Below are 25,449 nucleotides of genomic sequence, written 5' to 3'. Positions count from 1 at the left end.
GCTCTCGACAAAGTTCGGCGCGTGCAAGATCAAGGGCATTGCGGGAAGCAGCTGAATCTGCCCGACAGAGAGCGAAGGAACTTATGGCTGCGCCGACATCACGCTCGTAGCGCCGGGTTGAAAAACCGACGGTCAAGCGCTCTCTGTGGAATGGTTTCTAGACAGAGGCCCGACAATGACTCGACAATCGATGTCGATGCTTTCCCTTCAAACGGTATATCGAGCACTTGTGATCGGTGCAAGCAGTGGATCGGCGCAGCCGTTGCCGTTGCGATCGGCGTCGGTGAATGGCGCGCGCAGCTATTGACGCTTCCGCGGCGGGCAGGAGAGGTTGATATCACTGATGAAGACAGCATAGCGCGTGCCGCATCACTAATTGAAAATCGGCTCGATTTCCTTTTTGTGCAACCGGTGCTCTTGAGATCGGAGATTTTTCACCAGAAAAGTCCATCCGGCACCTCAACCCGGATGCCTTCATGGCGCAGTTTTCAGTGAACCCCGTAGGACCGGCGCTCGTCCTGAAACACTTTACGCCAAAGATGGCGCGCGAAGGTCGAAGCATCATCGCGTTCCAGTCGGCCCGCGTTGGCTCGATCGGTGACAATCGGTTGGGTGGATGGATTTCCTATCGCAAGGCAAAGGCTGCCCTTGATCAGATCGTGCGGACCGCATCTATCGAAATCGCCCGCTCCCTCAGCCGGGATGTCGTCGTAGCGATGTATTGGCAGTCACGAGGTGGATGTTGAGCCGGGCCGCCTCGCGGGCCATGTCCAGCAAACATATCCTTGCATCGGCAATCGCTGCGTCCTGATCTGGAAATTCGAGACGCTCTTCATCCTCGTCCATTTCATCGGCACAGCGAACAACGAAGTAGTACAGCGGCACAAATACGTCCCCTTTGCCGACATAGACCCCGTCGGGTCGGGGCGATTTGCCTGGTGCGCTAAAGCATTGGCAAAAGCGCCGCGCCCCAACTGCGCTTTACTAGGGTATCAGGGCTTTGTTCCGCTTCAGGAGACGAGGCAATTCCTTTAAATCCGTACAGTCGCCCATTGTCGCAGCGACAGTTTCCAACAAGACTGGATGAAAGCACGGAACTAACTGAAACATGGTGAGTTTCCATCCCAAGAGCGTATCCCCCTCGCGCTCTCTCGCCGATGCCGGTCCCCCGCTGGTATCGGCTCTAAGGCCAGCCGCTTTCCCCAAAGCCGCTGGCTTTTCTTTTGGTGGTGGCACATTCAAATGAAAAAAGCCGGCGTTCGCACTCCGGCCCTTTCAACATCTCCGCTGCTGCCAGTTCATCCGTGGTCAGCAAGCTTTAATGGTAAACTTCGGCCGTGCGGCTATTTCACGTAAACAATTTTGCCGCCGTTCGCAGCCGTCCGCACACCGACGACATTCGTCATCCGCTGATAATCTGGTTGGGGCGCGTGCGGCCATCACGTTATGGTGCTGGAACCTTGGAAGGTTTGCTTAGTTCCCGAGCGCTCGCGCTACAACTTTTGACGTGCTTCCAGCAATGCGGTCGTTTTCTTTTTGTCCGCAACAACGCGAGCTGCTTCACTGGCCATTGCGAGGTCCTTGGAATTTTGGAGATCTTCCCAAGGAGATGGGCCGCGCCTGCGAGATGTCTGTCCTTCATTTGCGGTCGCGCGCAGTCCTCCATTTGGTGATGGAACCCACGCGTCCTCAGCGTCGTCCCCCGCCGCCACGATGATCGCGCCGACGATCTATGGACAGGCTGGAACGTGGCTCAGGAAAACGCCATCAAGGGCGGTTTGCGTGGTGTCTGACGGGATGATTTCGAAGGCCGAGCCGTATAAAGTCTAGTGCCGTCAACGGCATCGACCAGGATATCAAACTCAACAAGGCGCTTTGGCTGCTCGGCGAAAGGATGGCAGCGCTGAAGGGTTGAACCCTCTCGAGTAAGGTGTCGCCAGAAGCGGTGGCGCTTTGCCTCCCCTCCCCTGTCCCGGGTTTCTCGCTGCGGCCGCTTCAGCCATCCTGACGTCCACTCCGAGGTATTGTGGACCGTTTTCCAGCCGCAGCGCCGTAGGACAGCGCGCCTGCGGCCGGAACGAGCCGAAAAGGCGAGCGCAGCCAAGCGGAGGAAACCCGCGCTCCCCAATAGCGCCGTAGCTTTTCCGGAGCTTGGTGGAAAACGGTGGTCTTTAACGTTCGGCTTCTTTGGTTTCCGCCCCATGCAACCGGTGCGCAGCGTGCGGCGGCAGTCGAATCCCGCCTCCCCTTCGGGCCACTATGAGGCTCCTGCGACTGCCTTTTTTCCGCTCCCTGCGCGTCGAGAATTCCCGAAATCCCGCTTGGAGCCGCGCTATGCTGATTTCTCCGATACTCTTCGTTTTTCGCTGACCGTGCTTTGTTCGTTGGCACTCGCAGCGGCACGAAGCCGGCAAGGCCCCCCCTCCCCTGCTGCCCCTCCCGGCATAGCCGCTGGGACGGGTTAACTGGTTTCTCTGCGTTACGCGTCTAGCCAGTTTTCGAGCTTCAGTCCGGGATACGCGAGGAAGTCGCGCGTATTGTTGGTAACCAGGATCGTATCCAGAGCGATTGCATGCGACGCAATCAGTTTGTCGAGATGATCTTTCTCCCGGTCTCTTGTCGCCATTCGAACCGGACCATAGGCACGCGCTGCTGCAATCCCAAACGGCTCTACCGTGATCAGTTCAGCCAAGGCTGCAAGATTATCAAGTTCCCGTGCGGGATCATCAGATGCGGATACACCGTACTCGAGTTCGGCGAAGGTGATGGCCGACATCACCACGTCTCCCACATAGCAACTGGCAAAGCGGCGAGCGACCTGCTCCGGCTGGTTTTTCATCAGGTGGATACACATGTTCGTATCGAGCATGTAGCGCGCCATCAGATCTTATCCCGCTCGTCTTGCTCATGGGTCTCTCTCCCGTCAGGCATAAAATCCGGAGAGAAGCGGGCGAATACATCCAGAACGCCGGCCAGGGAGCGATGCGCAGGACGGATGCGGATTTCGTCGCCGACGCGCTCGATTTCCAACTCGACATCGGTCCGGTCAAACGCCAGTTCGGCCGGGATACGCACGGCCTGCGAATTTCCATTCTTGAAAGCCTTTGTGGTGTGCATTCTATCATCCTCGTGTGTACGTGGATGTACATTAGCCGTTTATTCGTCAAATGTACATCCCTCGTGTGCACAGTGGCGATGTGTTTTTGGCTGTGATGACGGGTAACGCACGAGCCGGGCTCAACTGTGCCGCATAGTGTTCTGCTCCACCGAATCCGTAAACGGTTTTGGTCAATTCGGGGTTACGATCTCTTACACGGCGGGTTCTCGTACAAAAGGGCGAGAAGTTGAGAGCGCGACCCGCGCTTACATCTGGAAGGAGCATCCGCGAGAAGCGTATGCGCATCTTCTCCGTAACATGCCGCTCTTACGATAGGTCGGTGCTCGCGCCAATGGGCAAACGAGCCAGGGCGCTGTCGACCGGGAAGAAAAAACGGCTTTCACCGCCAAAGCGCCGAACCCTCCGTTTTTTCTCCCCGCCCGACCCATGACCCGATCCCCACCCTACCGGCAGCGTACTTACGCCCCCTCCCTTCGTTCCGAGGAACGTGTGAGCACGTCCTTCGGACCAAAGGAAACGGGACATCAGGAGACTGAAGACATGACGACGACCATCATCATCGACAAGCTGGATGCAGACCCCACGACCGTCCGCAAAACCTACTCCGCTGACAGCATTGAGGCGCTTGCCGCATCGATCAAGGTCAACGGCATTCTGCAAAACCTAGTCGTGCGGACCGCTGAAAAGAAGGGCCGCTATTTTGTGACAGCTGGTGAGCGCCGCAGACGGGCTTTGATGCTGCTGTCGGATCTCACCCAAACTGTTGGACCTCTACCGCAAGGAGGAGATGACCTTCGAGCAACTTTCCGCCTTCATGGTTTCCGACGATTTCCGACGAAGTTCAAGGTGAATACGACGCGCTTTGCCAAGAGCATGATGAACTGGCAGAAATAATCGACAACGAGGCTGAGGAGGAGAGGGCACACGAGCGCGTTGATGCGATCAACCGGCGGCTGGACGAGCTTTCCGAAACAAGGAAGCCTATTTGGCCGAAGACAAAGCGAGAAGCTGCGTCGTGCTGTATGTCAACTATCACGGCAAGCTGGAAGTGGCGATCGGCATCGTCAGGAATGAGGACGAGGGCGGAGACGAGGACGACGGCGAAAACGGTGACGCCCCCGCAAGCGCTAAAGCCAAGGATGACAGTCCGAAGCTTACCCACCCGGCAACCCTGTTCGAGGACTTGACGGCACAGAAGACCGCAGCGCTTCGCGTCGAGCTGGTCCACAATCCCGATGTGGCGCTTGCCGCCGTCGTTCACGCCATGCTGCTGCGTGCCTACACCGGCTATGTGTCCGAGCAAAGGCGCCCTGCAAGTGTCGCTAACTTATGAGCGCGTCGAAGGGGCGAAGAAATCGCCAGAAGGCGGTTACCGCTTTCGAGAGCTTACAGGAGAATTATGGGCATAAAATCCCCGGAAATCCTGCCGACCTGTTTGGTTGGTGCCCTTCACAGGGCCGTGAAGAATTGCTGCTCCTGCTTGCCTACGCCGCAGCCCCCTCTGTCAATGCGGTGGAGAAGAAATTCACTGACCGCCTCTGGTATCGAGCAGGCAAACGGGCTTGGTCGTGCGCTTAATGTGCGGATGACCAACTGGTTCGAGACGACCGCCGACAGCTATTTCAATCATCAATCGGCAGAGCATTGCTCTCGCTGTGGCGGAAGCCAAGGGCGTAGACGCAAGCATATCCGTGAAGGCAGCGGGTAAAAGACAGAAGCCGTACTGGTCGCGGACAGGCTGGTTGTTGGGGCCGGCTGGCTCCGGGCTCCCATCCGGATTGCATCGCCCAGCGCGGGACTAACGGGAGCGCCTGTCTCGCGCGAGCGTTTATTTCCGGTGCGACATTGGCTGGATGTGCCCGCATGTGATCGGGTGCGCATGATGTGGCTTGTTGTCGGACCCGCCATCTACGGTTTTCCGTTAAATGAGAAAGGAATAAATCTTCATCTCTCCTACTGTGATCGTGCTCGCAACCCCGAGCAGCTGTCAATCGTTAGCGCGATTAATGTTCCTGTCTTGAAAACCAGGGATCTTGTCAGGGGAGGCTCCGAGGATGGCACGTTGGTGGAGCCGATCTATATTTCGATGGGCCCGCTGCGTGATCGGTCTTCTTCCCAGATTCAGCCAGTTCCGTATGAGCCCCAGCTCTCTGCTAGTGTCGTTGGGAGAAGTCGACGGTTCTTGCGCGAAGTGGTGTTTAATCTCCTGGTCAATGTTAGGTAGCTGCGTCTGGCGTCGAGAGTTGCGATGCCGGTTTCGGTGAAACTAGCGGCGTTTATATCCGGATAGATCTGCTTGATCTCCTTTGTAAGCGATGCCTTCAGATGGACCACTAAGGTCGGTCGTCACGCCCGCAACCCTCGATCGGAACGATTTTCCCCGATTCTACAAATCTCCTCGCGCTGCAAAATCGTTCCGCTCTCAGGTGCTGCGACCCTTTTGGTGCGGCCGTTCCTGGTGCCGCTCCTTTGTTGTGTCCATCGGCAACGCGAACAAAGGAGATACATCAATGTCCGACCTCGTAAACTTCATCCGCTTCACCGATACTGGCCTCTCGGGCAACAACGTATCCATGGCTAATGACATCGATTTGACCGACGAAGAAATCAGCAGCACCAACCCGAACGCGCCCGTTTACCGCATCCTTGCCAAGACCCCTAGGGGACGCTCCGTAAAAATCGGCGGTATCTGGAAGAAGATCCATCAGAACGGCGGTGGCTACTACGCCGTCTCGGTCAATACTGGATAAGGACGTCTCACTGCCAATCTCGGGCGCTTCCCGGGCCAAGACGACGATGATCTGATGTCCGTCATTCCCTGGAATTGATCCAGCGAGGTGCGGCTCCGCAAAGGGCCGAACCTGAACGATCTCCTGGGGCGCCCAGCCTGAACGGCAGACACGCATTACAGTGCTACGCTGTTGGCGCCGATGGCCCGCTTTTGATACAGATCGATGGGTGCTCAAACGCCGCCCTCTCGCTTGCCGCCCGCCCGGGTGGGAGCTACAGGTCGCGCTGAACTTTACAATTGTAAAGTCTGCACCAGTGATTGGTGGTATTAACTTTTCGTTAACGAAAAACTCCTTGAAGAATCGGAGTCTCTCTGACATCTCTGACGGTAAGGGTCGCGTATCGAGACCATAACCGTCAAGGGGATTGAATGCTTTACTCGGCTTCTCATAACGTCAGAGATACCGCATCGAAGATCCAGGCGTATACGTCGAAGCTTTCGGCGGAGCTTCAAGATATGCGCGAAGCAGTCTATCCGCCAGCCGCACGAAAAACATTCGCGAGAACATTCTCGACCCTCGATCTGGTCCGCTTGCTGGGAGTACCTGAAAGCACTCTCCGGCAACTAACAATCGAAGGGAAGGGCCCTGTACCGGAGCGCGCCGAGAACAATCGGCGCACTTATACGGTTGACCAGGTGAAAGAATTGCGCTCGTTTCTCGCTACCCTTCGTCCGGATGATGCCGGTGAGCTTTTGCCGTACCGCCGTAAGGGCGAGAAGCTGCAGGTAATCGCCACTGCAAATTTCAAAGGGGGAAGTTCGAAGACGACGACCTCCATGCATCTGGCCCATTTCCTCGGGTTGCAGGGCTACCGGGTGTTGTGCATGGATCTGGATCCACAAGCGTCCATGACGGCGCTTTTTGGTATCCAACCAGAATTTGATCTCGGAGAAAATGAGACTGCTTATGCGGCGATACGCTATGACAACGAGCGCCGAGCCTTGGCAGATGTCATTCGACCAACTTATTTCCCATGCGTCGATCTGGTGCCAGGAAACCTCGAACTCATGGACTTCGAGTTTGACACCCCTTCCTACCTTACGCAGAGGAATAGGGACGACCTCGGTCTTTTTTTCGAACGGCTAAGCAATGCGCTGGCGCGTGTGGAAGATCGTTATGACATCGTCATTCTCGACACACCGCCCTCACTTGGCTATTCGACACTCGCGGCACTGTATGCTGCGACGTCGCTGATCGTGACGGTTCATCCAGCAATGCTCGACGTGGCGTCTTGCAATCAATTTCTAATCATGATTTCCGATCTTTCCGAGACGCTGGGCCAGTTCGGCGCCCAGTTTGAGCATGATTTCTTCCGGTTCCTTCTGACACGTGTGAATCCGAACGACGGACCGCAGAAGTACATGTCTGGGGTCATGCGACGTCTTTTTGGCGATGACGTACTCGTGTCGGAGGCTCTGGAGTCGACTGCTATTGCCGGCGCTGCCGTCGCTAAAAAAACGCTTTACGAGCTTGAGGTCGGGGAGGTTGGTCGGGAGGCGCTGAAGCGAGCGATCGAAAGCGCAGATCGTGTTAACTTCGAGATCCTTCACCTGATCCACAAGGTTTGGGGGCGTAGTGCATGAAAAAGAGCATACTTCAACGAATGGCAGCGGATGCCGAAAACCGCGGTGATTCGGCCCAAGCCCCTGAAGCGCTGGACAAGGCTTTTCCCTCACGACGCCACTCATCGCCGGTCATTTCAAACGTGGGAAGAGTGCTCTCGCAGTTGACCGAGGACAGCATTATTTCCCTTGATCCGACGAAAGTGGAGCGCTCTCCTTACAAGGATCGTTTTGAAAATGACGAAGAGGCTGACAAAGAACTTGAGGCGCTGAAGTTATCGATTGCAAGCGAAGGGCAAAAAATTCCAATTCTTGTCCGACCGCATCCAACGAAGAGCGATCATTATCAGCTGGCTTACGGGTACCGTCGCTGGGCGGCGGTCAAGGCGATCATGGCGGACGCCGAAAGACCGGAGGCTGTTAAGATAAAGGCATACGTCCGTGATCTTACAGATCGCCAGCTTATTGAGGAGCAGTCTCTCGAAAACGGCGTTAGGGAGAACCTCACCTGGATTGAGCAGGCAATGTGGGCCGTGCAGCTAAAAAGTGCAGGGCTCTCTCATCGTGCGATATGCCCCATCCTTGGTTTGTCTGAGGCGGCTATTTCGCATCTGTTCCGGGTCACCGACATCGTTCCAGACGATATTGTGTACGCTATTGGTCGTGCAAAAGGCGTGGGCCGCCCCAAGTGGACTGCATTTGCGGATATCTTGAAGGATTTAAACAAAGCCGAGGCCGTTCGCCGGATTGTTAAAACACCAGAGTTTAAGCAAGCAGACGGAGCGGAGCGGATCGCGCAGGCAATCAGAGCTGCAAATGAGATATCTAAGCACGGCGATGGGAAAGCTCAGGATGAGATCCGTGACTTCGCTCTTAACGAAAGAGTTTTCGGGCGTATGAAGTCTACGTCTTCTGGGACGACCGTAGTCATTCCCAAAAAAGAGGCAGCATTTGCGCGCTGGCTGGCGGATCGAATGCCGGATCTGATGCGCGAATATCAATCGGCCGACCCTGCGCAATAGGGCGGGGGGTCACAGCAAGAATTGAGCAAGGTCGAAGGAGAGACAACCGCAAAAGAAAAAGGCCCCCCAAACGTTTCCGTCGTGGAAGCCTTCCTCACATGTAGCAATCTGAGAATCGCATTTTCACGAATCGCAGTCAAGAGTCTTTGGCATCGTTTTGGTGAGCAGGTTTCTTTTGCCTTTTGAAAGGTGAAAGAAGATGCAGGTACGAAGTGTGACGACGCCCTTTGGGCGGCGGCCGATGACGCTTGCCTTGGTGAAAGGCCAAATGGCAACGGCTGAAACAAGGATCGGTCGTTCGGTCGACAAGTGGAAAGTATTTCGCGACGCCTGTGAAGCTCGAGCTGTACTCGGTCTTACGGACCGGGCGCTGTCAGTGCTGAATGCGCTCCTGTCGTTCTATCCCGACCAGCAGCTGGGCGAGGAGAAGGGCTTGGTCGTCTTCCCCTCGAACAATCAACTGACGGTGCGTGCGCACGGCATCACCGGCACCACCCTGCGCCGGCACCTGGCGGCACTCGTGGATGCCGGCCTGATCATTCGCAAGGATAGCCCTAACGGCAAGCGCTATGCCCACAAAGACAAGGCTGGTACAGTGGAAGACGCTTTCGGCTTCAGCCTGGCGCCGATGCTTGCCCGCGCCGCCGAACTTGCCCACATGGCCCAGCAGGTGGCAGCGGATCGCAAGGCATTCCGCCTTTTGAAAGAACGTCTGTCGATCTGCCGGCGGGATGTGCGCAAGCTGATCTCGGCTGCAATAGAGGAGGGAGCGTCAGGGGACTGGGGAATGATCGAAGAGCAATTCATCGGGCTTCTCACGCGGCTTCCGCGCACGCCGCAGGCTGGCGATCTGGAGCCAATTCTCGAAGACATGGAGATGCTGCGCGATGAAATCGTCAATCTGCTGGAAATGCAGGTAAATTCAGAAAAAACAGACAGCAATGATGTTCATATTGAATGCCACGTACAGAATTCAAATACCGATTCCATCCATGAATCTGAACTTGGCTCTGAAACGGGCAAGGGCGCAAACCCGAGCGACGCCATCGGACGTGCGAGTGAAACGATAAAATCTTTCCCACTTGGAATGGTGCTGAAGGCGTGCCCCGATATAGCAATGTACGGGCCTGGAGGTGCCGTCGGCAGCTGGCGCGACATGATGGCGGCGGCCGTCGTTGTCCGGTCGATGCTAGGCGTTAGCCCGTCGGCGTACCAAAATGCCTGCGAAATCATGGGGCCGGAAAATGCAGCCGCGGCGATGGCCTGTATCCTGGAGAGGGGAGGGCAGATCAATTCCGCCGGTGGTTATCTGCGTGATCTCACCCGACGAGCGGAGAATGGCGAGTTCTCGCTCGGTCCGATGTTGATGGCGTTGTTACGGGCAAATGGTTCGGCCGTCGCAAAGGCGGGTTAGGGACAGTCCCTACGATCCCGACAAACAGAGGGAGGACGATGCAGCAATATGTCCGGCCTATTTTTGCGGTCTTGGACCGCCGGCCACGATGAGGTCCGCGATACCGATCGCCTAATCAATTTTGCATGCTCAAAACGCGCAGTGGGTGAGACTGTCTGATCAGGATATCCTTAGAACGGAATGGTGACGTTTTCACCTATATCTAATGCGCCTGTCCTGAGACAGGCCCTGAGACGGTCCCGGCTCTGATCTGATAGCATGGCTGCGCCCGCCTGGATGGCAGCCTGCCACCGTTCGCCACGCTCCCATGCCTCGTTATAGACGAGGACCAGGTCGGAAACGCGACGTGTCTGCTGTAGAGACTCGACTAGGAGTTCCACCTGTCGGATATCCTTCTCGCGCTTTAAGGCGCTCAGGCCGTCTGTGCGGCGACGTGAGGCGACGATGAGCTTATGAACAGCGTACCGGGCAGGGTCTGGGACTGTCACAGGGACACCGGACTTGTGGAGGAGTATCGTCCGCACAGGATCTCGGATCAGGAAGTCGAGGAAGCGCAGCGGGTCGGCACTGGCACCGCCGAGGGCAGGCATGCTCGCAGGCTGACCGATATGGTCGTCCGATCCCCGGTTCGACGTCAGGAATTCGACCCTGTAGCCGGAAGCCGTCTGAAATGCGGAGGACGCCGTTGCTCCGGAGACATGAGGCACTGGCCGGAATGTGGGATCTATCGCCTGCAAGATGTTGGTAATAGGGGGCAGGGAGTCTCCGACCTCGGAGGAGATTGCATAGTCCTGCGCTATGTCGGCATCACCCGTGAGTATCGCGGCCATGGGCAGGCGTACCCCCAGGATCCCAGCGTAGGTTTGGAAGGCCACGGTTCCGATCAGAACCGCACGCAGCCGGAAGAGGCCAGCGGCAGCCAGGGCTTCAACGACATCGCCCGACATGCGGTCGGCCGCGATCATGCCGCCTTCGCGGGTGAGGGAGGAGACCATGCGACGTCGTGCGCGCAGATCGTCCTTCTCAGCTTTGAACCTTTCGACGCGGGCTGCGATTTCCGGATCATCTGCAGGACCGACATACCGACGAATCCGACCGCCCGCGCCGTCCGGGCGATCGAAGTACCAATAGCGCCTCTCTTTCACAGTGACCGGAGTAAACCGCCCGTCCGGCGGAAAGTCGGCCGCCCAGGCTGCATCTATCGAGCGTTGACCAAGTTCGGCGAGCATCGTCTGATACATCATGTCGATCTGTTTCATGGGTAGTTCGATCCGTTATACCTTATTTGCAGAAAGGTATAACGAACAAAGGGGCAGGACAAGGGGAGGGATTGTCATAAGGACTGTCGCCGGACTGTCCCATGGGTTGTCACTCCCTGCAAACGCGTGCAGAACAGGGGGTACAGTAACATTTGTTTTACTTTGAATTAAAGGTAATCTAGGTGGTTTCCCGCTTGGTAACCAGTCGATCGCGAAAGCATAGGCGCGGGATGATGACGCCCGTATCCTTAAGAAGCCGTCGAAGCCCGTTGCCGATGAGCCGCTGAACCGCCACAGCCATAGCCGGGAAGTATTGCTGCACCGCTTTCGCGAAGCGCCGATCAGGCTTTAACTATTTCGATCTAGGAAATCTGCATGAGCTACGCTTGGGACGGAAGCGCGCAAAGCGGATAAGGATCCTTCAAAGCATCACTTTCGGGATGGTGATCGTGCTCGCAAATGAGGTCTGTCTTGTAGCTTACCAGCCAGTATTGATCATGCGGGATGGTCAATGCGGACGAGGTCGGCAAGGATTATCTGCAATTGCGGCCATGGCCTTTCCATCAATTGAGAGCCGGGGTCCTCTGTTTCAATGATCGCATGGAGCTTGGCAATGATGTCCGAGGTTGTAAGAGCGGGTGCCTCCCACAGGGAGTTTGCCGAAGCTTCTTGAATGCCCGCAATTTGGGTTTCCCCACTACGGGTTCTGCTATAGCCGAACTGTTCATCAGCAGCGTTCCATTTCCTGATCCTGGCCGCCAATTCGGCTTTCGCCGTCTTCCTTGCTTCCGCCATTGCTGCCCCCGGTAACCAGCTGTCGATTTCCTGGCAGGTGCGGGTGACAACGGGTTTGGCTTCGCCCGGTATCTCCAGCTTTAGGACTGGAAAACCGCCGGCGGATTTCAGGACTTCCGTTTCCAGTCTCTGTTGCTGATGGCATAGCCTCTTCCCTGCTTCATTCGCGTCGTACCAGGCGCGCCAAAGTGCCAACGCGTCTCCTGGGGCAACGCCTTCTTGATCGCTGGAGGGGTTGGACACCGGGGGCCAGGGCGCTTAGATACGCCGTTGCGGCAAGAAGCATTTTCCTGCGCGGGATCGCAGGCAAAGTTCTCTTGTTTTCTGAATCAGTCATGATCCAAGCTTTCTGCACCTGGATTTTCGGTCGGGGCCGACAAGAACGTGCCCTGTGCTCGAACGTTCGCCAAGTTCGGTTTGGTGACGTTACTCAGCATCCTCTCAGATCCATGAGGATGAGATCCTTCAACATCCTCCGCAGTTCGGGCCAAGGGGTCGCTTTGAGTTTCAGGGCGGGATCTTGCGTGACGATCAGGTAATGGAGCTTTGCGGTCAGTTCGATCAGCGAAGACGGCCTTGTAAGCCCCATGACACGACCTGTTATCCCCGCCTCTTGGGCAAGGTCTTGCTCCAGGGCAACAGCGGCACTATACACCAACCGTCGGTCGGGATTTCTCCATAATCTTCGACGTTGCCGAAGTTCGGCGCGTGCCTGGGTGATCTGTTCAGCGTCCAGCTGGAAGGACAATCGTTGGATGTCGGCAATGGGGTGAGCGGCAACCGGCCGATCCGCTCCATCAATTTGCAGCGCCGCCGACAAACCGGCGGAATTTTCCACCATCTCGGCTTCAAGCTTTTTTCTGAAGCGACAGGCCCGCATTTGCTGCTGATAGAGTGCGTACCATTGGGGCCACAATTCTCTCACAGGTGTTGGACCGGGCGCTCTTTGCTCACCATCGGCTTCTACGACACGTGCACTGAGCAGTCGTGCGGCAACGGGGAGAAGGTTTCGCCGGTCGATTGTGGGCGGCAATTTTTCTGCCGCACATCCCTTTGGATTACGTTTTCTGCGGGCAATTGCGGGCAGAGTTCTGCTATTCTCAGAATCAGCCATGATCCGAGCTCCCTCAAGCTTGAATTGCGGTCAGGCCACGTAAGGTGTCGCAAGCACCTGCGTGGCTGCCGTGACCAAATGTCGGTCGCAGAGAGTTTGAATCATTCAAAGATTATGTCAAGGTTATAATGTTGAATGCCGATCAAGTCCGGATGGCGAGAGCTGCACTAAGATGGGGCGTTCGCGATCTAGCAAGCCGAGCTAACATTACCGCGGCTACCGTGACTCGGATTGAAGCCGGCCGTCCGGGCTATCCCGCGACACTTGAGGCACTACGCCTCGCGTTCGAGGCCGCAGGCCTGGAATTCATCCCGGAAAATGGTGGTGGCGTTGGGGTCCGCTTCTCCAAACCGAAAGAGTAGACACATAGAGGTGGCTTGAAGCACAGTGCCCATGATCGTACTGGTTCGTCTCAGTGCCGTGTCGGCGTGGCGAGGGTTGAAAACGTGCTCGCCTGGTCTGTGACCTTTTGCAGCTTCTCCATCCCGGTAGATTTCGCTCGTAGATGCGTTCCACAACGGCTTTCAGCGTCCAGCCGCTTTAAACAGGCCTCGATGCGGGGACGGGCGTCGCCACTGTTCAATGGGATCACCGCGATAACGAGCTCGGCTTCCTGACAGGCCTACGCTCTACGCTGCCGTTTCTTTGCATCGCTGTCGATGAAGACGCCGAGAGCGAAGACCAGCGTTTGAAATAAATGTTCGATCTCGTCGCTCATGCTGGATCGAAGGCCCCTTTGAATTCCGGATCGGCATAATAGCGGAGCTTGCGGACCCATGCCGGCCGCTGCCCCTGTCTGAGCAGGATCATCCTGTCTTCCGGTAGTCGCATGATTTCGTCAGCGTTGATGAGATCGCGGGCCGAGATGTGTTCGGAGGACGAGTTTTTGCCCTCGCTCCAGGATCTGGTGATGTACTGCGCATCCGTCTTGCCGATCGAGCGGGCAATGAGTTCGGCTGTGTCGATATCGTTGACCCCAAAAACCTGAAGGACGGCGGCATTCGACAGAAACGTGCCGGCGGGCTGCCCATAGGTGGCGCGCAGCTGATGGGTATCCTGCAGGATCGGCCAGAGCTGGACGCCATAGCCAGCCATGAGGCCCATGGCCCGTTCGATCGGCGCCAGGTGGCCGAGAGCGGCGAACTCGTCGAGCAGGTAAAGCACGGGCAGGGCAGGGGAGGCGGGATTGCGGGCCATGTCGGTGAGGCTTTGGGTGATCAGCAATCGCAGCCATCTTGAATAGGTCGAGAGCCGATCTGGCGGCAGGACCAGAAACACCGTGGCGTTGTTGCGCTTGAGATCGGCAGAGCGGAACGCCGATCGGCCAAGCACCACGGTCATGCGAGGACTGTCGAGGAGATGGGTGTGGCGCTGCGCGGCCGACAGAACACCGGCCGCCTCCCGATCCGACTTGCCAAGATGACGATTGGCGGCGCGCGCGATCAGCCCGCTGGCCTCGTCCATATCCTGCATTCGGGCCAGGAGAACCGAGAACCGCTCAGGCGCAAGCGTCAGATATTCGCACAGCGTTCCAAGGTGCCGGCGACCTGGGAACTCTGCCACGGCAATCTTGAGGATCAGCCCGGCAATGAGCGTCTTGGCTTCCTCGTTCCAATGCGCGTCACCCGCCATGCCCGGCACATCGAACACCAGGGCGTCAGCCAGCGTATTGGCATCTTCCGCCATATCGAGCTCGTCGGGATCGAGCATATCGAGGGGATTGGAAGGACAAAGAATGTTCGCCCGTGACGCCGGATGGATCGAGGATATGAACCGGCCCGAATTGTTCACGGGCGCGACCGTTGATCCTGGCGTTTTCTCCTTTTGGATCGACGCAGATCACCGAACGCTCGGCTGTCAGCAGATTGGGAATGATGACGCCAACACCCTTGCCGGTTCGTGTCGGCGCCATGGTTAGCAGATGGGCAGGCCCGTCATAGCGCAGCAACGCGTCAGTCTCCGGATCGCGACCGATCAGCAGGCCATCATCTGTTGTGGAAAGCTTCTGCAGCTCCCTGCCCGTCGCCCAACGGGCAGAGCCGAACACGGAGGAGATGGGAACGTCCGTCATGAATGCCGAGAGGGAACCACCCACAGCAAACACCAGCGGCAGATGTTTGGCGATGACCTGAACGAGCTGGCTGATCTGCCCATGTTCAAGCCCACCAATCAGATGGATGAGAAAGGTCGTCAACAGCAGCAGCGCAGAAAACAGCACGCCGACGATCGCACATCCGACAGCCAGGACGGGAGCCTTGATGACCAACTTCAGGAAACGGGAAAACGTCATTCCGGATTTCCGTGGGTGGACCCTTCAGGCGATGACGCCGGCAGGAGGATGTCGTCGAACAGGGCCTTGTCGCCATCGCGCGTGAGGAAACCCGGCAGCTCCCTGCGCAGCCAGTCGCCGAGACGCCGGGTGAAGTCTGCGTCGTTGGAATTCTCCAGCCGATACAGCACAAGAGCGCCGAGCAAAACCTTGCGGCGGGTGTCCTGGGCACGCTCCTGCTTTCCCAACCGCGCCTTGAGCGTCTTCTTGCGTTCTTCCAGTTCCAAGATGCGCTGTTCGATCGTTTTGCGCGCCATCTTTATCCCTCTAATTCTAGCACCCGCCGAGGTCGTCGTGAGACGGACGAGGATTGTTTTCGGGTTGGCCGCGGCCCGCCGGTTTGACACTGGCCGTCCCGTCGTTGGCAATCTCTGCAGGAGACCAACGACGATCTGCGGAGAGGCATTATGGCCGTCCATCATCAACGCCAGTGATGCGCGACGTGCTTGTTTCATGGACGCGTCCTCGTTCGTCCCAAGACTACAGGACAACGCAGCACCGGTACCATTGTAGGATCCTACAATGGTTACGCCTGGCGCAATCCCTTACGGAGAGAGCGAAGCGAAAGGAGTTCCAAGGGCGCACTTACGAGTTGCTGCGCAACTCAAGTCGCCGATCTGCATATCGGGAAGGGCAAACCGCGTTTGGCGATCTACCATTGCAGCATGAAGCCGATAGCCCGCAGCGGCGGCCGTAGCGCCGTGGCCGCTGCCGCCTATCGGACTGCAACGATGATGCTGAATGAGCGCGACGGCCTGGTGCACGACTTCACCCGCAAGAAGGGCGTAGAGCATGCCGAGATCGTTCTTCCCGACGGTGTGGAAGCGGATTGGGCGCTTGATCGGTCTCGCCTGTGGAACGCGGTTGACCATGCCGAGAAACGTCGGGATGCGCGGGTGGCCCGGGAGTTCGAGATCGCCCTTCCGCATGAGCTGAGTGGAGAGCAGAGGCTGGAACTGACGCGAGACTTTGCTCGTGATCTCGCGAACCGTTATGGCGCCGCTGTGGACTTCGCCATTCACCAGCCCCACACGCAAGGCGATGTCCGCAACTTCCATGCCCATGTGCTGATGACGACCCGGACGGTCGGTCCGGAAGGGCTTGGTGAGAAGACGCTGATCGAGCGGGAGAACAAGTGGCTGCTGAATCATAATCAGCCGACGTCGCACATGCAGGTGCGGGATATCCGGCAGGCCTGGGAGAACCACGCCAACCGTCAGCTGGTGCGGGCGGGGCTCGATGTCCGGATTGATCACCGCTCGCATCAAGAACGCGGGCTGGAGGTTGAGCCGACCGAGCATATGGGTGTCTTTGCCTCGCAGATGGATCGGCGTGGGCTGGAGGTGTCGCGGACGCGGATCGACGAGAAGGCGGCACGCCGTAACGCGGAACTGATCCGGGAAAAGCCGGAGCAGGTGCTATCGATCCTGACCAGCGAGAAGAGCGTGTTCGACCGGCATGATGTTGCGCGGGCGCTGCATCGCTACATCGACGACAGCCAGGGTTTCCAGAATGCTTTTGCGGCGGTCATGGCATCGCCGGCTTTGGTCGAGTTGCAGCCGGAGCAGAATGGCGAATTGGCGCGATACTCGACGCGGGAGATGCTGGAGATCGAGCACGCCATGGCCGCGAGTGCCGGCCGGATGGGACAGTCCTCCAACCATGGCGTTCATCGACATCATGTCGATCAAGCAGTGAGCCGACAGGACGATGCGATCCGGGCAAGACTGGCTGCCTCACTGTCTGGGAAAGTGGAACGCGGCGACATGCTGCTCGCCGATCGGGAGCGGGCGATCGAGCGATCCGGTTTGAGCCAGGAGCAGCGCGTGGCCGTTCGTCACATCACGGGTCCCGAGCAGGTGGCAACCGTGATCGGCTTTGCCGGCGCTGGCAAGTCCACCATGCTTGCGGCTGCGCGTTATGCCTGGGAGCGGCACGGGTATCGGGTTCATGGTGCGGCACTTGCGGGCAAGGCGGCGGAAGGACTTGAAGAGTCCTCAGGTATCGCTTCGCGCACCTTGGCGTCCTGGGATTATGGTTGGCAATCGGGGAGGGGGCAACTCGGTAGGGGCGATGTTCTCGTCATCGACGAGGCCGGCATGGTCGGAAGCCGGCAGCTCGCCCGGTTCGTAATCGAGGCCGAGGCGCGTGGCGCCAAGCTGGTTTTGGTCGGCGATCACGAGCAGCTTCAGGCGATCGGGGCAGGATCTCCGTTTCGGGCGATTGCCGAGCGCGTCGGTGCGGTCGAGCTTTCCGAGATCCGCCGGCAGAGCGAGGGCTGGCAGCGGGAGGCGTCGATTGCGTTTGCCACGCATCGCACGGGCGAGGGTCTTGCCGCCTATGCCGATCGGGGTGCTTTAAACTTCTCGGACAACCGGGATGAGGCGCGAGCAGGTCTGGTCCGCGATTATCTCTCTGATCTGGAGGAGCGTCCCTCAGGATCCCGGATTGCATTGGCGCATCGTCGGGTCGATGTCCGGGCGATCAATGCCGACATCCGGGTATTGCTTCAGGACAGCGGCAGGCTGGCACGAGGGGAGCAAGAGCAGAGTGAGCTTGGCCGTGAAATCGTCTATCAGACCAATGACGGCAAGCGGTCCTTCGCGCCAGGCGACCGGATCGTGTTGCTGGAAAACAATCGCGACCTCGGCGTAAAAAACGGCATGCTGGGAACGGTTGAGGCCGTCGAGCCGGATGCACTACAAATACGTCTCGACGGCGCAGGACAGAACAATGCCCGTGCCGTATCCATACCGGTCAATAGTTACCAAGCCTTTGACCACGGCTACGCGACGACCATTCATAAATCGCAGGGGGCGACGGTCGATCGCGCCTTCGTCATGGCGTCCGGCACCATGGATCGGCATCTGACCTATGTGGCGATGACGCGCCATCGTGACAGCGTGAAGCTCTATGCCGGCCGCGACGAGTTGAAGGATATGAAGGGGCTCAGCGCCAGCATGGACCGATCGGGGGCGAAGGAAACAACGCTCGATTATACCCGTGCCTTTGCCGAGCGGCGGGGGCTTGCGGAGGAGTTCGGTGTCCGCAGCGAGATTGCCGTTGGCCTCTCGCCTGGTCGGGCTGACGAGCGGCCTGCGGCCCACGACAGCGCTAACGATGAGCGCGTTCGCTCGCAGGCCGCTCGTCAGCCATCAGCCACAGCCGAGGCGCAGCGGAGTGGGCACGGTGTCGAGATGCCGGGCGAAAAGGTCGAGCCGCTTGTGCCGGCGCTGACGAAACACTCCCGCAGCGTAGAGGATGTGGCCCGTGAGAAAGCGCTGCCGGATCTTGAGAGGGCCATGGAGGTGGTGCGTTCCATTGGTCGCAATGTCTACGCCGATCCGGATGGTGTTGCCGCCAAGCTCAGCGTTGCCACCGTCGACAAGGGCATGGAGGGGCACGCGCTGGGGAAATCGGTTGCCGAGCGTCCGGAGCAGTTCGGGGAATTGCGTGGCAAATCCGGGCTGCTGGGCGAGAACAAGGAACGCAAAGCCGCGCGCCATTACGCCAAGGCGCTCAGCAATCACGTTGCATCAGCTGGTCGGACCTGGGAGCGGCGCCTGGAGGCGGAGCGTCATTTTGAAGCCTGGAACCGCGAGAAGCGGGATGTCGTCGAGGTGCCGGGCCTGACACCGCGCAGCGAGGCCCTTCTGAAGCAGCTTGATGGCCTACCCCAGGGCGAAAAGCCGATATTCCTCGAGCAGATATCGGGGACACCGGACGGAAAGCATGCGCTCGAGGAAGCCAGGAAGGTGGTCAATGCACTCGAACAGCGCTTTGGCAGTGCCGATCTCCGGGGGGCGAAACAGGAAAACCTGCGGCTTGGGCCGGAGGTTGCAGGTACGCTTGATCGGATCAAAGATGTTGCCCGCATTGCCGACCGGGCGCAGCGGGCTGAGCTGTCGCGCCAATACGAGTTGAAGCGGAGCCTCAACAAGGGGTTGGGATTGGGGATGTAAACTATTGCTCGCCCTGCCGACCGCCATCTTGAGGGACCGGGGCGCTAGGTCCGGGGTCTTGAACCCCGTGCCGGCCAGCAATGGATGAGACGTGAAATATATGACGACCTTTCGAAGAAATCCGTCACACCTTTATCCGTTGATCTTGAGGTCTTGGATCTTGCTTTTGGGATGGCCCGATTGCTGAAGAAGGAACACCGCCTCACCGAAAATCTCGCGCCGTCGCCGAATTCTGGCTTTAACGGCACGATCGTGCTCAGCAGGCGTTTTCGTTGCGGGAGGCGTGACCGACCCCTCATTCTCAAGCATGTCAATCAACAAGTTGCGCATGACGCAGTTCTGTTCCTTCAGATGTCCAAGCTCAACGGCCATTGGCGACATCGACAGCTTGCGAGCAATTGCTGCCTCGATCGCCTGCTCGACCAGCCGGGTTTTCGCCGCGAAAAAGCGCCCCACGAAAAACGTGCAAACGATGATGGACATGGCGACGATGACATACAGCATGGTGGGGCTCCGATCTCTGAACTGAAGTCGTGATGATGAAGCGCATTTTCAATGGGACGGCTTTGCCGATCAGTTAGCCCGGTCGCTTGACCCTTCCCGCAACCCGATATCGAGGATCGCCAAATCTAGCTTATGTGTGTAAAGCCAAGTCAGCGCGCCGGTGTTCGAGAACTGAAGCTTGGTTGAAAACCCCGCTTGGTCCAGGGCATGTTCGAAGTCCATCGCTATCATGGGCTGATCTTCGACAACCAGAATCTGACGGGAATGGTTTAGACGGGACACGGCTTCACCTGCATTGGATCTTCGAGCGCGCTTGTCGCCTCAGTGGTCGTCGTCGCCTGTTCTGGTATGAGGTAGACAGCCTGACGGTAGGCTTGATCGCCGGCAATTTAAATAAGGTATTTCAATATGTCTTTGCCCCTCGGTCGTGTCGGCGATCACGTCTCACGCTGGTGACGATCTTTGGCTATAGACTCTCGGGGAGCTGTGGGCGCCAGGACATCTTGGAACAAATTCCGAAACGCTTTCGTTTTCAGGTCAGACAGATGATCGGACATACCATGCCGCAGAAACTAACGCTCTTCGCCTCACTTGTATTGACCGGTCTGATGCTGGGATCAACGGTGACGCCTGTAAGCGCATTTCACATCATGGAAGGTCGCGCTCCTGCTTCCGGCGCGAACGGTGCTGTGGCCTTCGCCGGCGCTCCTGCTAATTCGGTGCAAGGTGATACGTCGATACTGTCTCCGGAAGACATTCTTCACATCCGCTGGTGCGCAACACGTTATCGATCCTATCACGCGACAGACAACTCCTACGCCAGTCCCTCCGGTCAACGTGTTGCCTGTCGTTCGCCGTATTAAATTGCCGAGGTGAGATACTACACTGGGCGAATACACGGTACCAGCGTTTGGAACTGGTGGCTTCGCTGCCTCCCGCTCAATCTGTAAATCTCCGGCCAAGTCTCCGCAGCCTTTTAAAAAGTCGATCGAACCAGCCATCTGGTCGAGGCGCTTCGATTCCTGATTCATTTCGATTTTCCGCCCAATGGCCTCCTGCGATCAGAAAAACCCAAATCTCGCCGCCTTGACTCTTCCACTTGATCGGAACAGAACGGGAACGTCAGCCGTTTTCGGGGGACATGAAGCCCCACCCAACGCGAGCCTAGGAGGCCTGTGAACGATGTCGCGCGCCTATAATACTCGGGTCATCGATGATCTCAGGCAGAGGATCACAGTCCAGACAAGAGACATCTATGTTCCGGATCTTCATATTGATACCTTGCGGGTGAAATCGAGGAATTTCCATTGAGCGAAGTCGAGGGAACCGTATCGACGGACATCATCACGGCGCTTGAGACCGCGGCCAACGCGATCCATGATGTCACGCTTACGGAACGGCGCCGGCTGATCGAGCAAGGTATTGAGGCCGCCACCAATAAGCGGGCGCAACTCGTGGTCCGTGGAGAGATCATTCCCGTCGAGCCGGCCTTCATGGTGGATATGCCAACACTGGCCGAGGCGGCCGACCACAGCGATACCGTCGCCGTCATCGTCAGCGCCGGCATGTTGATGCTGGCCGCGGAGATCGGCCGGCTTCGTCGCCTCAACGTCGATCGAGGTTAGTCACAGATGTCCCGTCTGTTCGCCATCACCAGGAGCATTGAAGAGGTTGTCGCGGAATTCGCGGTCGATGTTCAATCGGCAACAGACGTGCCGAGCGAAACGATCGAGGGAATGCCAGGGCTCATCGTCTTCAAGAAGAATGGCGTGCGCGTCCTCAAATCTGTTCCGTGGGGTTTCCCGCGCAAGTCACGGGATGGTCCGCCCACCCGGCTTGGCCTTGTCGCCGATCTGACCAATGTCATGTGGGAGCAGACGGTCGTCGATCCACGCTATCGGTGCCTGATCCCGCTGACGCATTTCGCAAATCCTGACGGGCCGAAAGGCGGAAAGACCAGAACCTGGTTCAGCCTTCATCGGCAACCGCTCGTCGCCTGGGCTGGTTTCTGCAGAAATACGCCAGAGTTCGGCGCCGTGTTCGCGGGCATGACAGGCGAGGCAAACGAAAAGGTACGGTCGCTGAACGAGCGCATGCCTGTCCTTTTGAGGCCCAACGAGTACGAACACTGGCTGACCGGTGACATTCAGGACGTCATCAAGTTCCAGTTCCGCGAGCCTTTGCCCGCCGAAGACTTTGACGTTCTCGAAACTCGCGACCGCTGGCAAAGCGGCAGCCCGCCGGGAACAGCTATTCTAAGCCGCTCAAACCGTTCTATGTTGTAATCGATCCGCGCCAATCCGAGGAAACCGCATGTGCAACCTGTACACCGTTCGCAAAACAGCCGCAGAAGTCGCCGCGTATTTCGGCGTGCCGAACCCGATGGCATCCAACGCGGCCGAGGAGGTTTATCCTGGAACACCGGGCATGGTCGTGATCGAGAACGACGGCGTACGTGAGCTGAGGTCGATGACGTGGGGCTTCCCTTTGCGGCTGAAGACCATGAAGCCGGAGGCAAAGCCCAAGCCCGTGAACAACATCGCCGACCTGGCAAAGGGCATGTGGATCGGGCTTGCGCGCAAACCGCAATGGCGGTGTCTGATTCCGGTCACCCATTTCGCAGAAGCTGAAGGCGAAAAGGGGAAAATGACGAGGACGTGGTTTTCCCATCGGGATCAACCGATCTTCGCATGGGCTGGACTATGGCGGGTCAGCGATGAATGGGGGCCTGTCTATAGCGGCGTGATGACCGATGCGAACGAAGCGATCGAACCCGTTCACAACCGGATGCCGGTCCTGCTCCAGTCGCATGAATACGATCTATGGCTACATGGAAGTTTCGACGAAGCCTACGCGTTTCAGAAACGGATTTTTCCACCGGACCTCATCGCCATGAACCGAACCGACGAACTCTGGGCCAGGAAAAAGGTGAGTGCGGAAACGCCGTTGCTCCTCTAAATTGGACGATCTGTACGTATCAGCAATGGCCCGCCTGGATGGTCTTACCGCCCACGTTTCGGGAAAGACGCCTCCGGGTAATTATGGACGATCACCGCAAAAAGCCGTCGCGTCCAAATTCCTTCCAACCGGCCAGTTTCGTGCTTTCCTCGCCGAACCCGGCCTTTCTTGACGATGCGGAATCTGACCCCTTCTTCAGCGAGCGGGTCAGCTTGGCTTTATAAGCGGCCCGCCGTCGGTTTTCAGCCGCCGCCACAAGGTCGTCTTCCCGCCATTCGTCAACCGCACCCCGATCGAGTAAATCCTCGACCATGCGAGGATCAAAGACGTGAAACGTGATCTGCCTCGCGCGACCTGCCAACCGGACCGTGCGCGTACCCGCACTGGGGAGCCGGCCGTCAGCGAGCCAGCGGTGTCTCTCGCCTGGCTTGATCGTAAGAATATCCTGTATCTCGCGAGGGATGACAGGTAGGCTTTCGATATCCTTCATGCCGGCAGAGACGATGCCTGCAGCCGCGTGAAATTCGACCTTTGCAGCGGCAGGCATTGCCAGCACGAGTTCACCGGCTTCGAGAACGAGCGACTTTCGCGAAGACTTCGGAAGGCGCGCTCGCATTTCCAGCAGAATGCCTTTTGCACGCACGGAGGATCCAAGCGTGGCTGCGGGCGCAAGGGGCCAGGTCTTTAGGAGTTCGATGTCATTCTTCTCTTGTCTTGGCATGTCAGGTAGATGGGTCCCGCGCAGCCCCAAGTCAACGTAATGCAGGCCGTCTCGAACGGACAAAAATTGTTGCAAGATACGATTTTGTGACTGTTCAAAGGCTTGCGAACCAACGGGCATACGGGGTGTTTTTCGCCATGTGGCGATTGTAGTCCGGCTGGCCATCATTCCACCAGACCGGACCACGTTCGCCAAGGCCGATTTTGGCCAAATCAACCCCCTTGCGTGCTTCCGCTCTTGCAGCGCTATCCTTTTCCGAATCGCGGAGAGCCCGTCGCGCAGACATCAGGTCTTTCACCAGTCTGTCCCGCTCGTCTTCGCTCAGTGCCGGATTGCTTTTCCGCCACAGGCGTCCCCGCACCACAAAGTATCGGCCATCGGGCGTGTCCGGATAATTGTGTCGATCGTCTGGCTTTCTCGTCATTCGACAGGAACTTTCAGACACATCATTGGTTTCAAATCCGAGGTCGCGGTGTGTCAATCGGACACGACGGGGATGGTGGACGCAGCGGTTTTTCCGATTTCTCGCTGCGGGCAACGAAACGCCAGGCGAGCGCCCAACCCGTCCGCCGCGTCCTTAACCCAAGAAGTAGCCAATGATTGATGCACCGACAGCCGAGCCAGGGAGTGGGGAACGGAAGGTCGAACTCGATCAAACCATGGACTACGCTATTCAGCTCCTGACAGAGGAAGCCCATAAACTCGGTTGGCAACGGGTCGAATTCCTGACAGCGGTCATGGATCGAGCTCTCCGACAACGCAATCAAAAGGAGACGAAAAAATGGAAGATGACTGGCGCGCTGAGGTTAGGCTGGGTCTGGAGAACCTGATCGACAAGGCCGTGGTAACAGAAGCAATGCAGGCGGAAGTTTTTGCAGTGATTGAGGACGAACTGGCTCGTATGCGCGCCGCCATCGAACGGGATCCGGATCCGTCAGAAGACGACACGCAGACGGCTGAGGAATCTGCCAACGATTGGCCCGGTGCATCTTAAAACTTCTCCGCGCCGGTTTGAGAGACTCTCACAATATACCGCTCTAGGTTGTCGATGGCGGTGGGCGAATCTTGTTTACGATTCGATAGAAATGGATCGCATGGCAACAAATTCCGGCAAATCAGGACCGTTATGATATATCATAACGCATAAGCAGATTTATGGAACTTTTTTTCGGGCGCGATAAAATGTAACGCTGTCATCACCAGCAACAAGTCGAGAAAGCTTCTCGGCACAATCGCAAACTTGTTCATCAGGCAATGTTCGAAGCAAACGCTATACAGGTCAGAGTTTCCATCGATGACATCGAGCCGGACATCTGGCGCCGTCTTATCCTGCCGGTCCATTGGAACCTGGAGCAACTTCATTTGGGGATTCAGGCCGCATTCAACTGGTGGAACTATCATCTCTATGAGTTTCGTATTGGCGGCCTGCGGTACGGGGACGTCGAGATCCTGACAGAGGATGCGACCGACGACGATCCTGGGGTTTTCGATCAAACAGAGGTTCGATTGCTGGACTTCGAGCAAGGCGCCGTCTTCAGTTACCATTACGATTTCGGTGATGGCTGGCGGCACACCGTCGTCGTCGAGGAGTTCCTGACGCTCGCTACCTCACCCAGGAACGGCAGCTGCGTCGATGGCAAGAGAGCGCGACCGCCCGAGGACGTCGGCGGTGTGTCGGGTTATGAGCGGTTTCTGGAGATTATTGCCGACCGGGAGGATCCTGAATACGCCGAAACCATTCGGTGGTGCGGTGGCCACTTTGATCCCGAATGGTTCGACCTTTCGATGACGGATAAAGATGTCCGCAATGCTCTACGGGCGAACGTCAAACGGCGCCTTTATCAACCGAAACCGAAAGCTATTCCGAAGAAATGAGTTAAGATGGGTTCCGCGGTTCGC

The 25,449-nt window shown here is 57.6% G+C and carries 25 protein-coding genes and 1 pseudogene; 15 read left to right on the top strand and 11 right to left on the bottom strand.

Going from position 1 to position 25,449, the window contains the following annotated elements; genetic code table 11:
• The first annotated feature begins 422 nt into the window (after positions 1 to 422).
• Complete coding sequence (locus ASG68_RS08490; RefSeq protein WP_413813997.1) at positions 423 to 746, top strand: SDR family oxidoreductase; 324 nt, start codon at positions 423 to 425, stop codon at positions 744 to 746.
• Here ASG68_RS08490 and ASG68_RS32965 read toward each other — a convergent pair.
• The 3 genes from ASG68_RS32965 to vapB form a co-directional block, all read right to left on the bottom strand.
• The gene (locus tag ASG68_RS32965) at positions 694 to 885 is read right to left on the bottom strand and encodes a DUF6894 family protein (protein WP_413813995.1); all 192 of its coding nucleotides are present in this window, start codon (positions 883 to 885) and stop codon (positions 694 to 696) included. The genes ASG68_RS08490 and ASG68_RS32965 overlap by 53 nt on opposite strands.
• Before the next feature lie 1,594 nt (positions 886 to 2,479).
• Positions 2,480 to 2,881, bottom strand: coding sequence for a type II toxin-antitoxin system VapC family toxin (locus ASG68_RS08480; RefSeq protein WP_062609372.1), 402 nt, complete (start codon positions 2,879 to 2,881; stop codon positions 2,480 to 2,482).
• Entirely contained in the window at positions 2,881 to 3,117 is a 237-nt protein-coding gene (gene vapB / locus ASG68_RS08475) for a type II toxin-antitoxin system VapB family antitoxin (protein ID WP_062579191.1), read from the bottom strand. The genes ASG68_RS08480 and vapB overlap by 1 nt, the downstream gene beginning before the upstream one ends.
• Before the next feature lie 541 nt (positions 3,118 to 3,658).
• Between vapB and ASG68_RS08470 the strand changes: the two genes are divergently transcribed.
• The 6 genes from ASG68_RS08470 to repC all read left to right on the top strand — a co-directional run bounded on the left by ASG68_RS08470 (position 3,659) and on the right by repC (position 9,908).
• Entirely contained in the window at positions 3,659 to 4,012 is a 354-nt protein-coding gene (locus ASG68_RS08470; protein ID WP_062609370.1) for a ParB/Srx family N-terminal domain-containing protein, read from the top strand.
• 91 nt (positions 4,013 to 4,103) lie between these two features.
• A complete protein-coding gene (locus ASG68_RS08465) occupies positions 4,104 to 4,451 on the top strand; it encodes a hypothetical protein (protein WP_062609368.1) in 348 nt (115 codons plus the stop codon).
• Positions 4,452 to 5,628: 1,177 nt separating this feature from the next.
• Positions 5,629 to 5,868, top strand: a complete 240-nt coding sequence (locus ASG68_RS08455; RefSeq protein WP_244484149.1) for a DUF736 family protein — start codon at positions 5,629 to 5,631, stop codon at positions 5,866 to 5,868.
• A gap of 410 nt (positions 5,869 to 6,278) precedes the next feature.
• Entirely contained in the window at positions 6,279 to 7,493 is a 1,215-nt protein-coding gene (gene repA, locus ASG68_RS08450) for a plasmid partitioning protein RepA (RefSeq protein WP_062579199.1), read from the top strand.
• Entirely contained in the window at positions 7,490 to 8,494 is a 1,005-nt protein-coding gene (gene repB, locus ASG68_RS08445) for a plasmid partitioning protein RepB (RefSeq protein WP_062609364.1), read from the top strand. The genes repA and repB overlap by 4 nt, the downstream gene beginning before the upstream one ends.
• A gap of 199 nt (positions 8,495 to 8,693) precedes the next feature.
• Complete coding sequence (gene repC / locus ASG68_RS08440) at positions 8,694 to 9,908, top strand: plasmid replication protein RepC (RefSeq protein WP_062609362.1); 1,215 nt, start codon at positions 8,694 to 8,696, stop codon at positions 9,906 to 9,908.
• 170 nt (positions 9,909 to 10,078) lie between these two features.
• Here repC and ASG68_RS08435 read toward each other — a convergent pair whose 3' ends face one another.
• The 3 genes from ASG68_RS08435 to ASG68_RS08425 form a co-directional block, all read right to left on the bottom strand.
• The gene (locus ASG68_RS08435) at positions 10,079 to 11,167 is read right to left on the bottom strand and encodes a GSU2403 family nucleotidyltransferase fold protein (RefSeq protein WP_062609360.1); all 1,089 of its coding nucleotides are present in this window, start codon (positions 11,165 to 11,167) and stop codon (positions 10,079 to 10,081) included.
• Between the two features lie 495 nt (positions 11,168 to 11,662).
• Positions 11,663 to 12,157: a hypothetical protein gene (locus ASG68_RS08430; RefSeq protein WP_062609358.1), complete on the bottom strand. Its 495-nt coding sequence runs from the start codon at positions 12,155 to 12,157 to the stop codon at positions 11,663 to 11,665.
• A 235-nt stretch (positions 12,158 to 12,392) separates the two neighbouring features.
• Positions 12,393 to 13,076 carry a hypothetical protein gene (locus ASG68_RS08425; RefSeq protein WP_082499477.1) on the bottom strand — a complete coding sequence of 228 codons (684 nt, stop codon included), beginning with the start codon at positions 13,074 to 13,076 and terminating at the stop codon, positions 12,393 to 12,395.
• A gap of 152 nt (positions 13,077 to 13,228) precedes the next feature.
• Between ASG68_RS08425 and ASG68_RS30350 the strand changes: the two genes are divergently transcribed.
• Positions 13,229 to 13,438 (top strand): helix-turn-helix domain-containing protein, encoded by a 210-nt coding sequence (locus ASG68_RS30350; RefSeq protein ID WP_082499498.1) that lies wholly within the window; start codon positions 13,229 to 13,231, stop codon positions 13,436 to 13,438.
• A 352-nt stretch (positions 13,439 to 13,790) separates the two neighbouring features.
• Here the strand turns inward: ASG68_RS30350 and ASG68_RS08420 are convergent.
• Positions 13,791 to 15,120: pseudogene (locus ASG68_RS08420) on the bottom strand (type IV secretory system conjugative DNA transfer family protein); the annotation flags it as partial.
• Positions 15,121 to 15,362: 242 nt separating this feature from the next.
• Positions 15,363 to 15,662 carry a hypothetical protein gene (locus ASG68_RS08415; RefSeq protein ID WP_062579211.1) on the bottom strand — a complete coding sequence of 100 codons (300 nt, stop codon included), beginning with the start codon at positions 15,660 to 15,662 and terminating at the stop codon, positions 15,363 to 15,365.
• A gap of 387 nt (positions 15,663 to 16,049) precedes the next feature.
• On the opposite strand from ASG68_RS08415, the gene traA reads away from it, so the two are divergent.
• The gene (gene traA / locus ASG68_RS08410; RefSeq protein ID WP_062609356.1) at positions 16,050 to 19,367 is read left to right on the top strand and encodes a Ti-type conjugative transfer relaxase TraA; all 3,318 of its coding nucleotides are present in this window, start codon (positions 16,050 to 16,052) and stop codon (positions 19,365 to 19,367) included.
• A gap of 132 nt (positions 19,368 to 19,499) precedes the next feature.
• Here the strand turns inward: traA and ASG68_RS08405 are convergent, their stop codons facing one another.
• Positions 19,500 to 19,871, bottom strand: coding sequence for a hypothetical protein (locus ASG68_RS08405; protein ID WP_062579215.1), 372 nt, complete (start codon positions 19,869 to 19,871; stop codon positions 19,500 to 19,502).
• Positions 19,872 to 20,374: 503 nt separating this feature from the next.
• On the opposite strand from ASG68_RS08405, the gene ASG68_RS30340 reads away from it, so the two are divergent.
• The 4 genes from ASG68_RS30340 to ASG68_RS08390 all read left to right on the top strand — a co-directional run bounded on the left by ASG68_RS30340 (position 20,375) and on the right by ASG68_RS08390 (position 22,829).
• A complete protein-coding gene (locus ASG68_RS30340) occupies positions 20,375 to 20,734 on the top strand; it encodes a BA14K family protein (RefSeq protein ID WP_244484148.1) in 360 nt (119 codons plus the stop codon).
• A gap of 444 nt (positions 20,735 to 21,178) precedes the next feature.
• Positions 21,179 to 21,496 carry a hypothetical protein gene (locus ASG68_RS08400; protein ID WP_062579217.1) on the top strand — a complete coding sequence of 106 codons (318 nt, stop codon included), beginning with the start codon at positions 21,179 to 21,181 and terminating at the stop codon, positions 21,494 to 21,496.
• 6 nt (positions 21,497 to 21,502) lie between these two features.
• On the top strand, positions 21,503 to 22,156 hold the full coding sequence (locus ASG68_RS08395) for an SOS response-associated peptidase family protein (protein ID WP_062609354.1): 654 nt from the start codon (positions 21,503 to 21,505) through the stop codon (positions 22,154 to 22,156).
• Positions 22,157 to 22,184: 28 nt separating this feature from the next.
• Entirely contained in the window at positions 22,185 to 22,829 is a 645-nt protein-coding gene (locus tag ASG68_RS08390) for an SOS response-associated peptidase (protein WP_062609352.1), read from the top strand.
• 91 nt (positions 22,830 to 22,920) lie between these two features.
• Here the strand turns inward: ASG68_RS08390 and ASG68_RS08385 are convergent, their stop codons facing one another.
• Entirely contained in the window at positions 22,921 to 23,550 is a 630-nt protein-coding gene (locus tag ASG68_RS08385) for a hypothetical protein (protein ID WP_062609497.1), read from the bottom strand.
• Positions 23,551 to 23,644: 94 nt separating this feature from the next.
• Positions 23,645 to 23,974: a hypothetical protein gene (locus tag ASG68_RS08380; RefSeq protein ID WP_062579223.1), complete on the bottom strand. Its 330-nt coding sequence runs from the start codon at positions 23,972 to 23,974 to the stop codon at positions 23,645 to 23,647.
• 357 nt (positions 23,975 to 24,331) lie between these two features.
• On the opposite strand from ASG68_RS08380, the gene ASG68_RS08375 reads away from it, so the two are divergent.
• Entirely contained in the window at positions 24,332 to 24,544 is a 213-nt protein-coding gene (locus tag ASG68_RS08375; RefSeq protein ID WP_062609350.1) for a hypothetical protein, read from the top strand.
• Positions 24,545 to 24,804: 260 nt separating this feature from the next.
• A complete protein-coding gene (locus ASG68_RS08370; RefSeq protein ID WP_062609349.1) occupies positions 24,805 to 25,425 on the top strand; it encodes a plasmid pRiA4b ORF-3 family protein in 621 nt (206 codons plus the stop codon).
• Positions 25,426 to 25,449: the final 24 nt, after the last annotated feature.

This window comes from Rhizobium sp. Leaf453 (assembly GCF_001425605.1).
Lineage (GTDB): Bacteria > Pseudomonadota > Alphaproteobacteria > Rhizobiales > Rhizobiaceae > Pararhizobium.
This window is presented reverse-complemented; position numbering and strand designations above follow the sequence as displayed.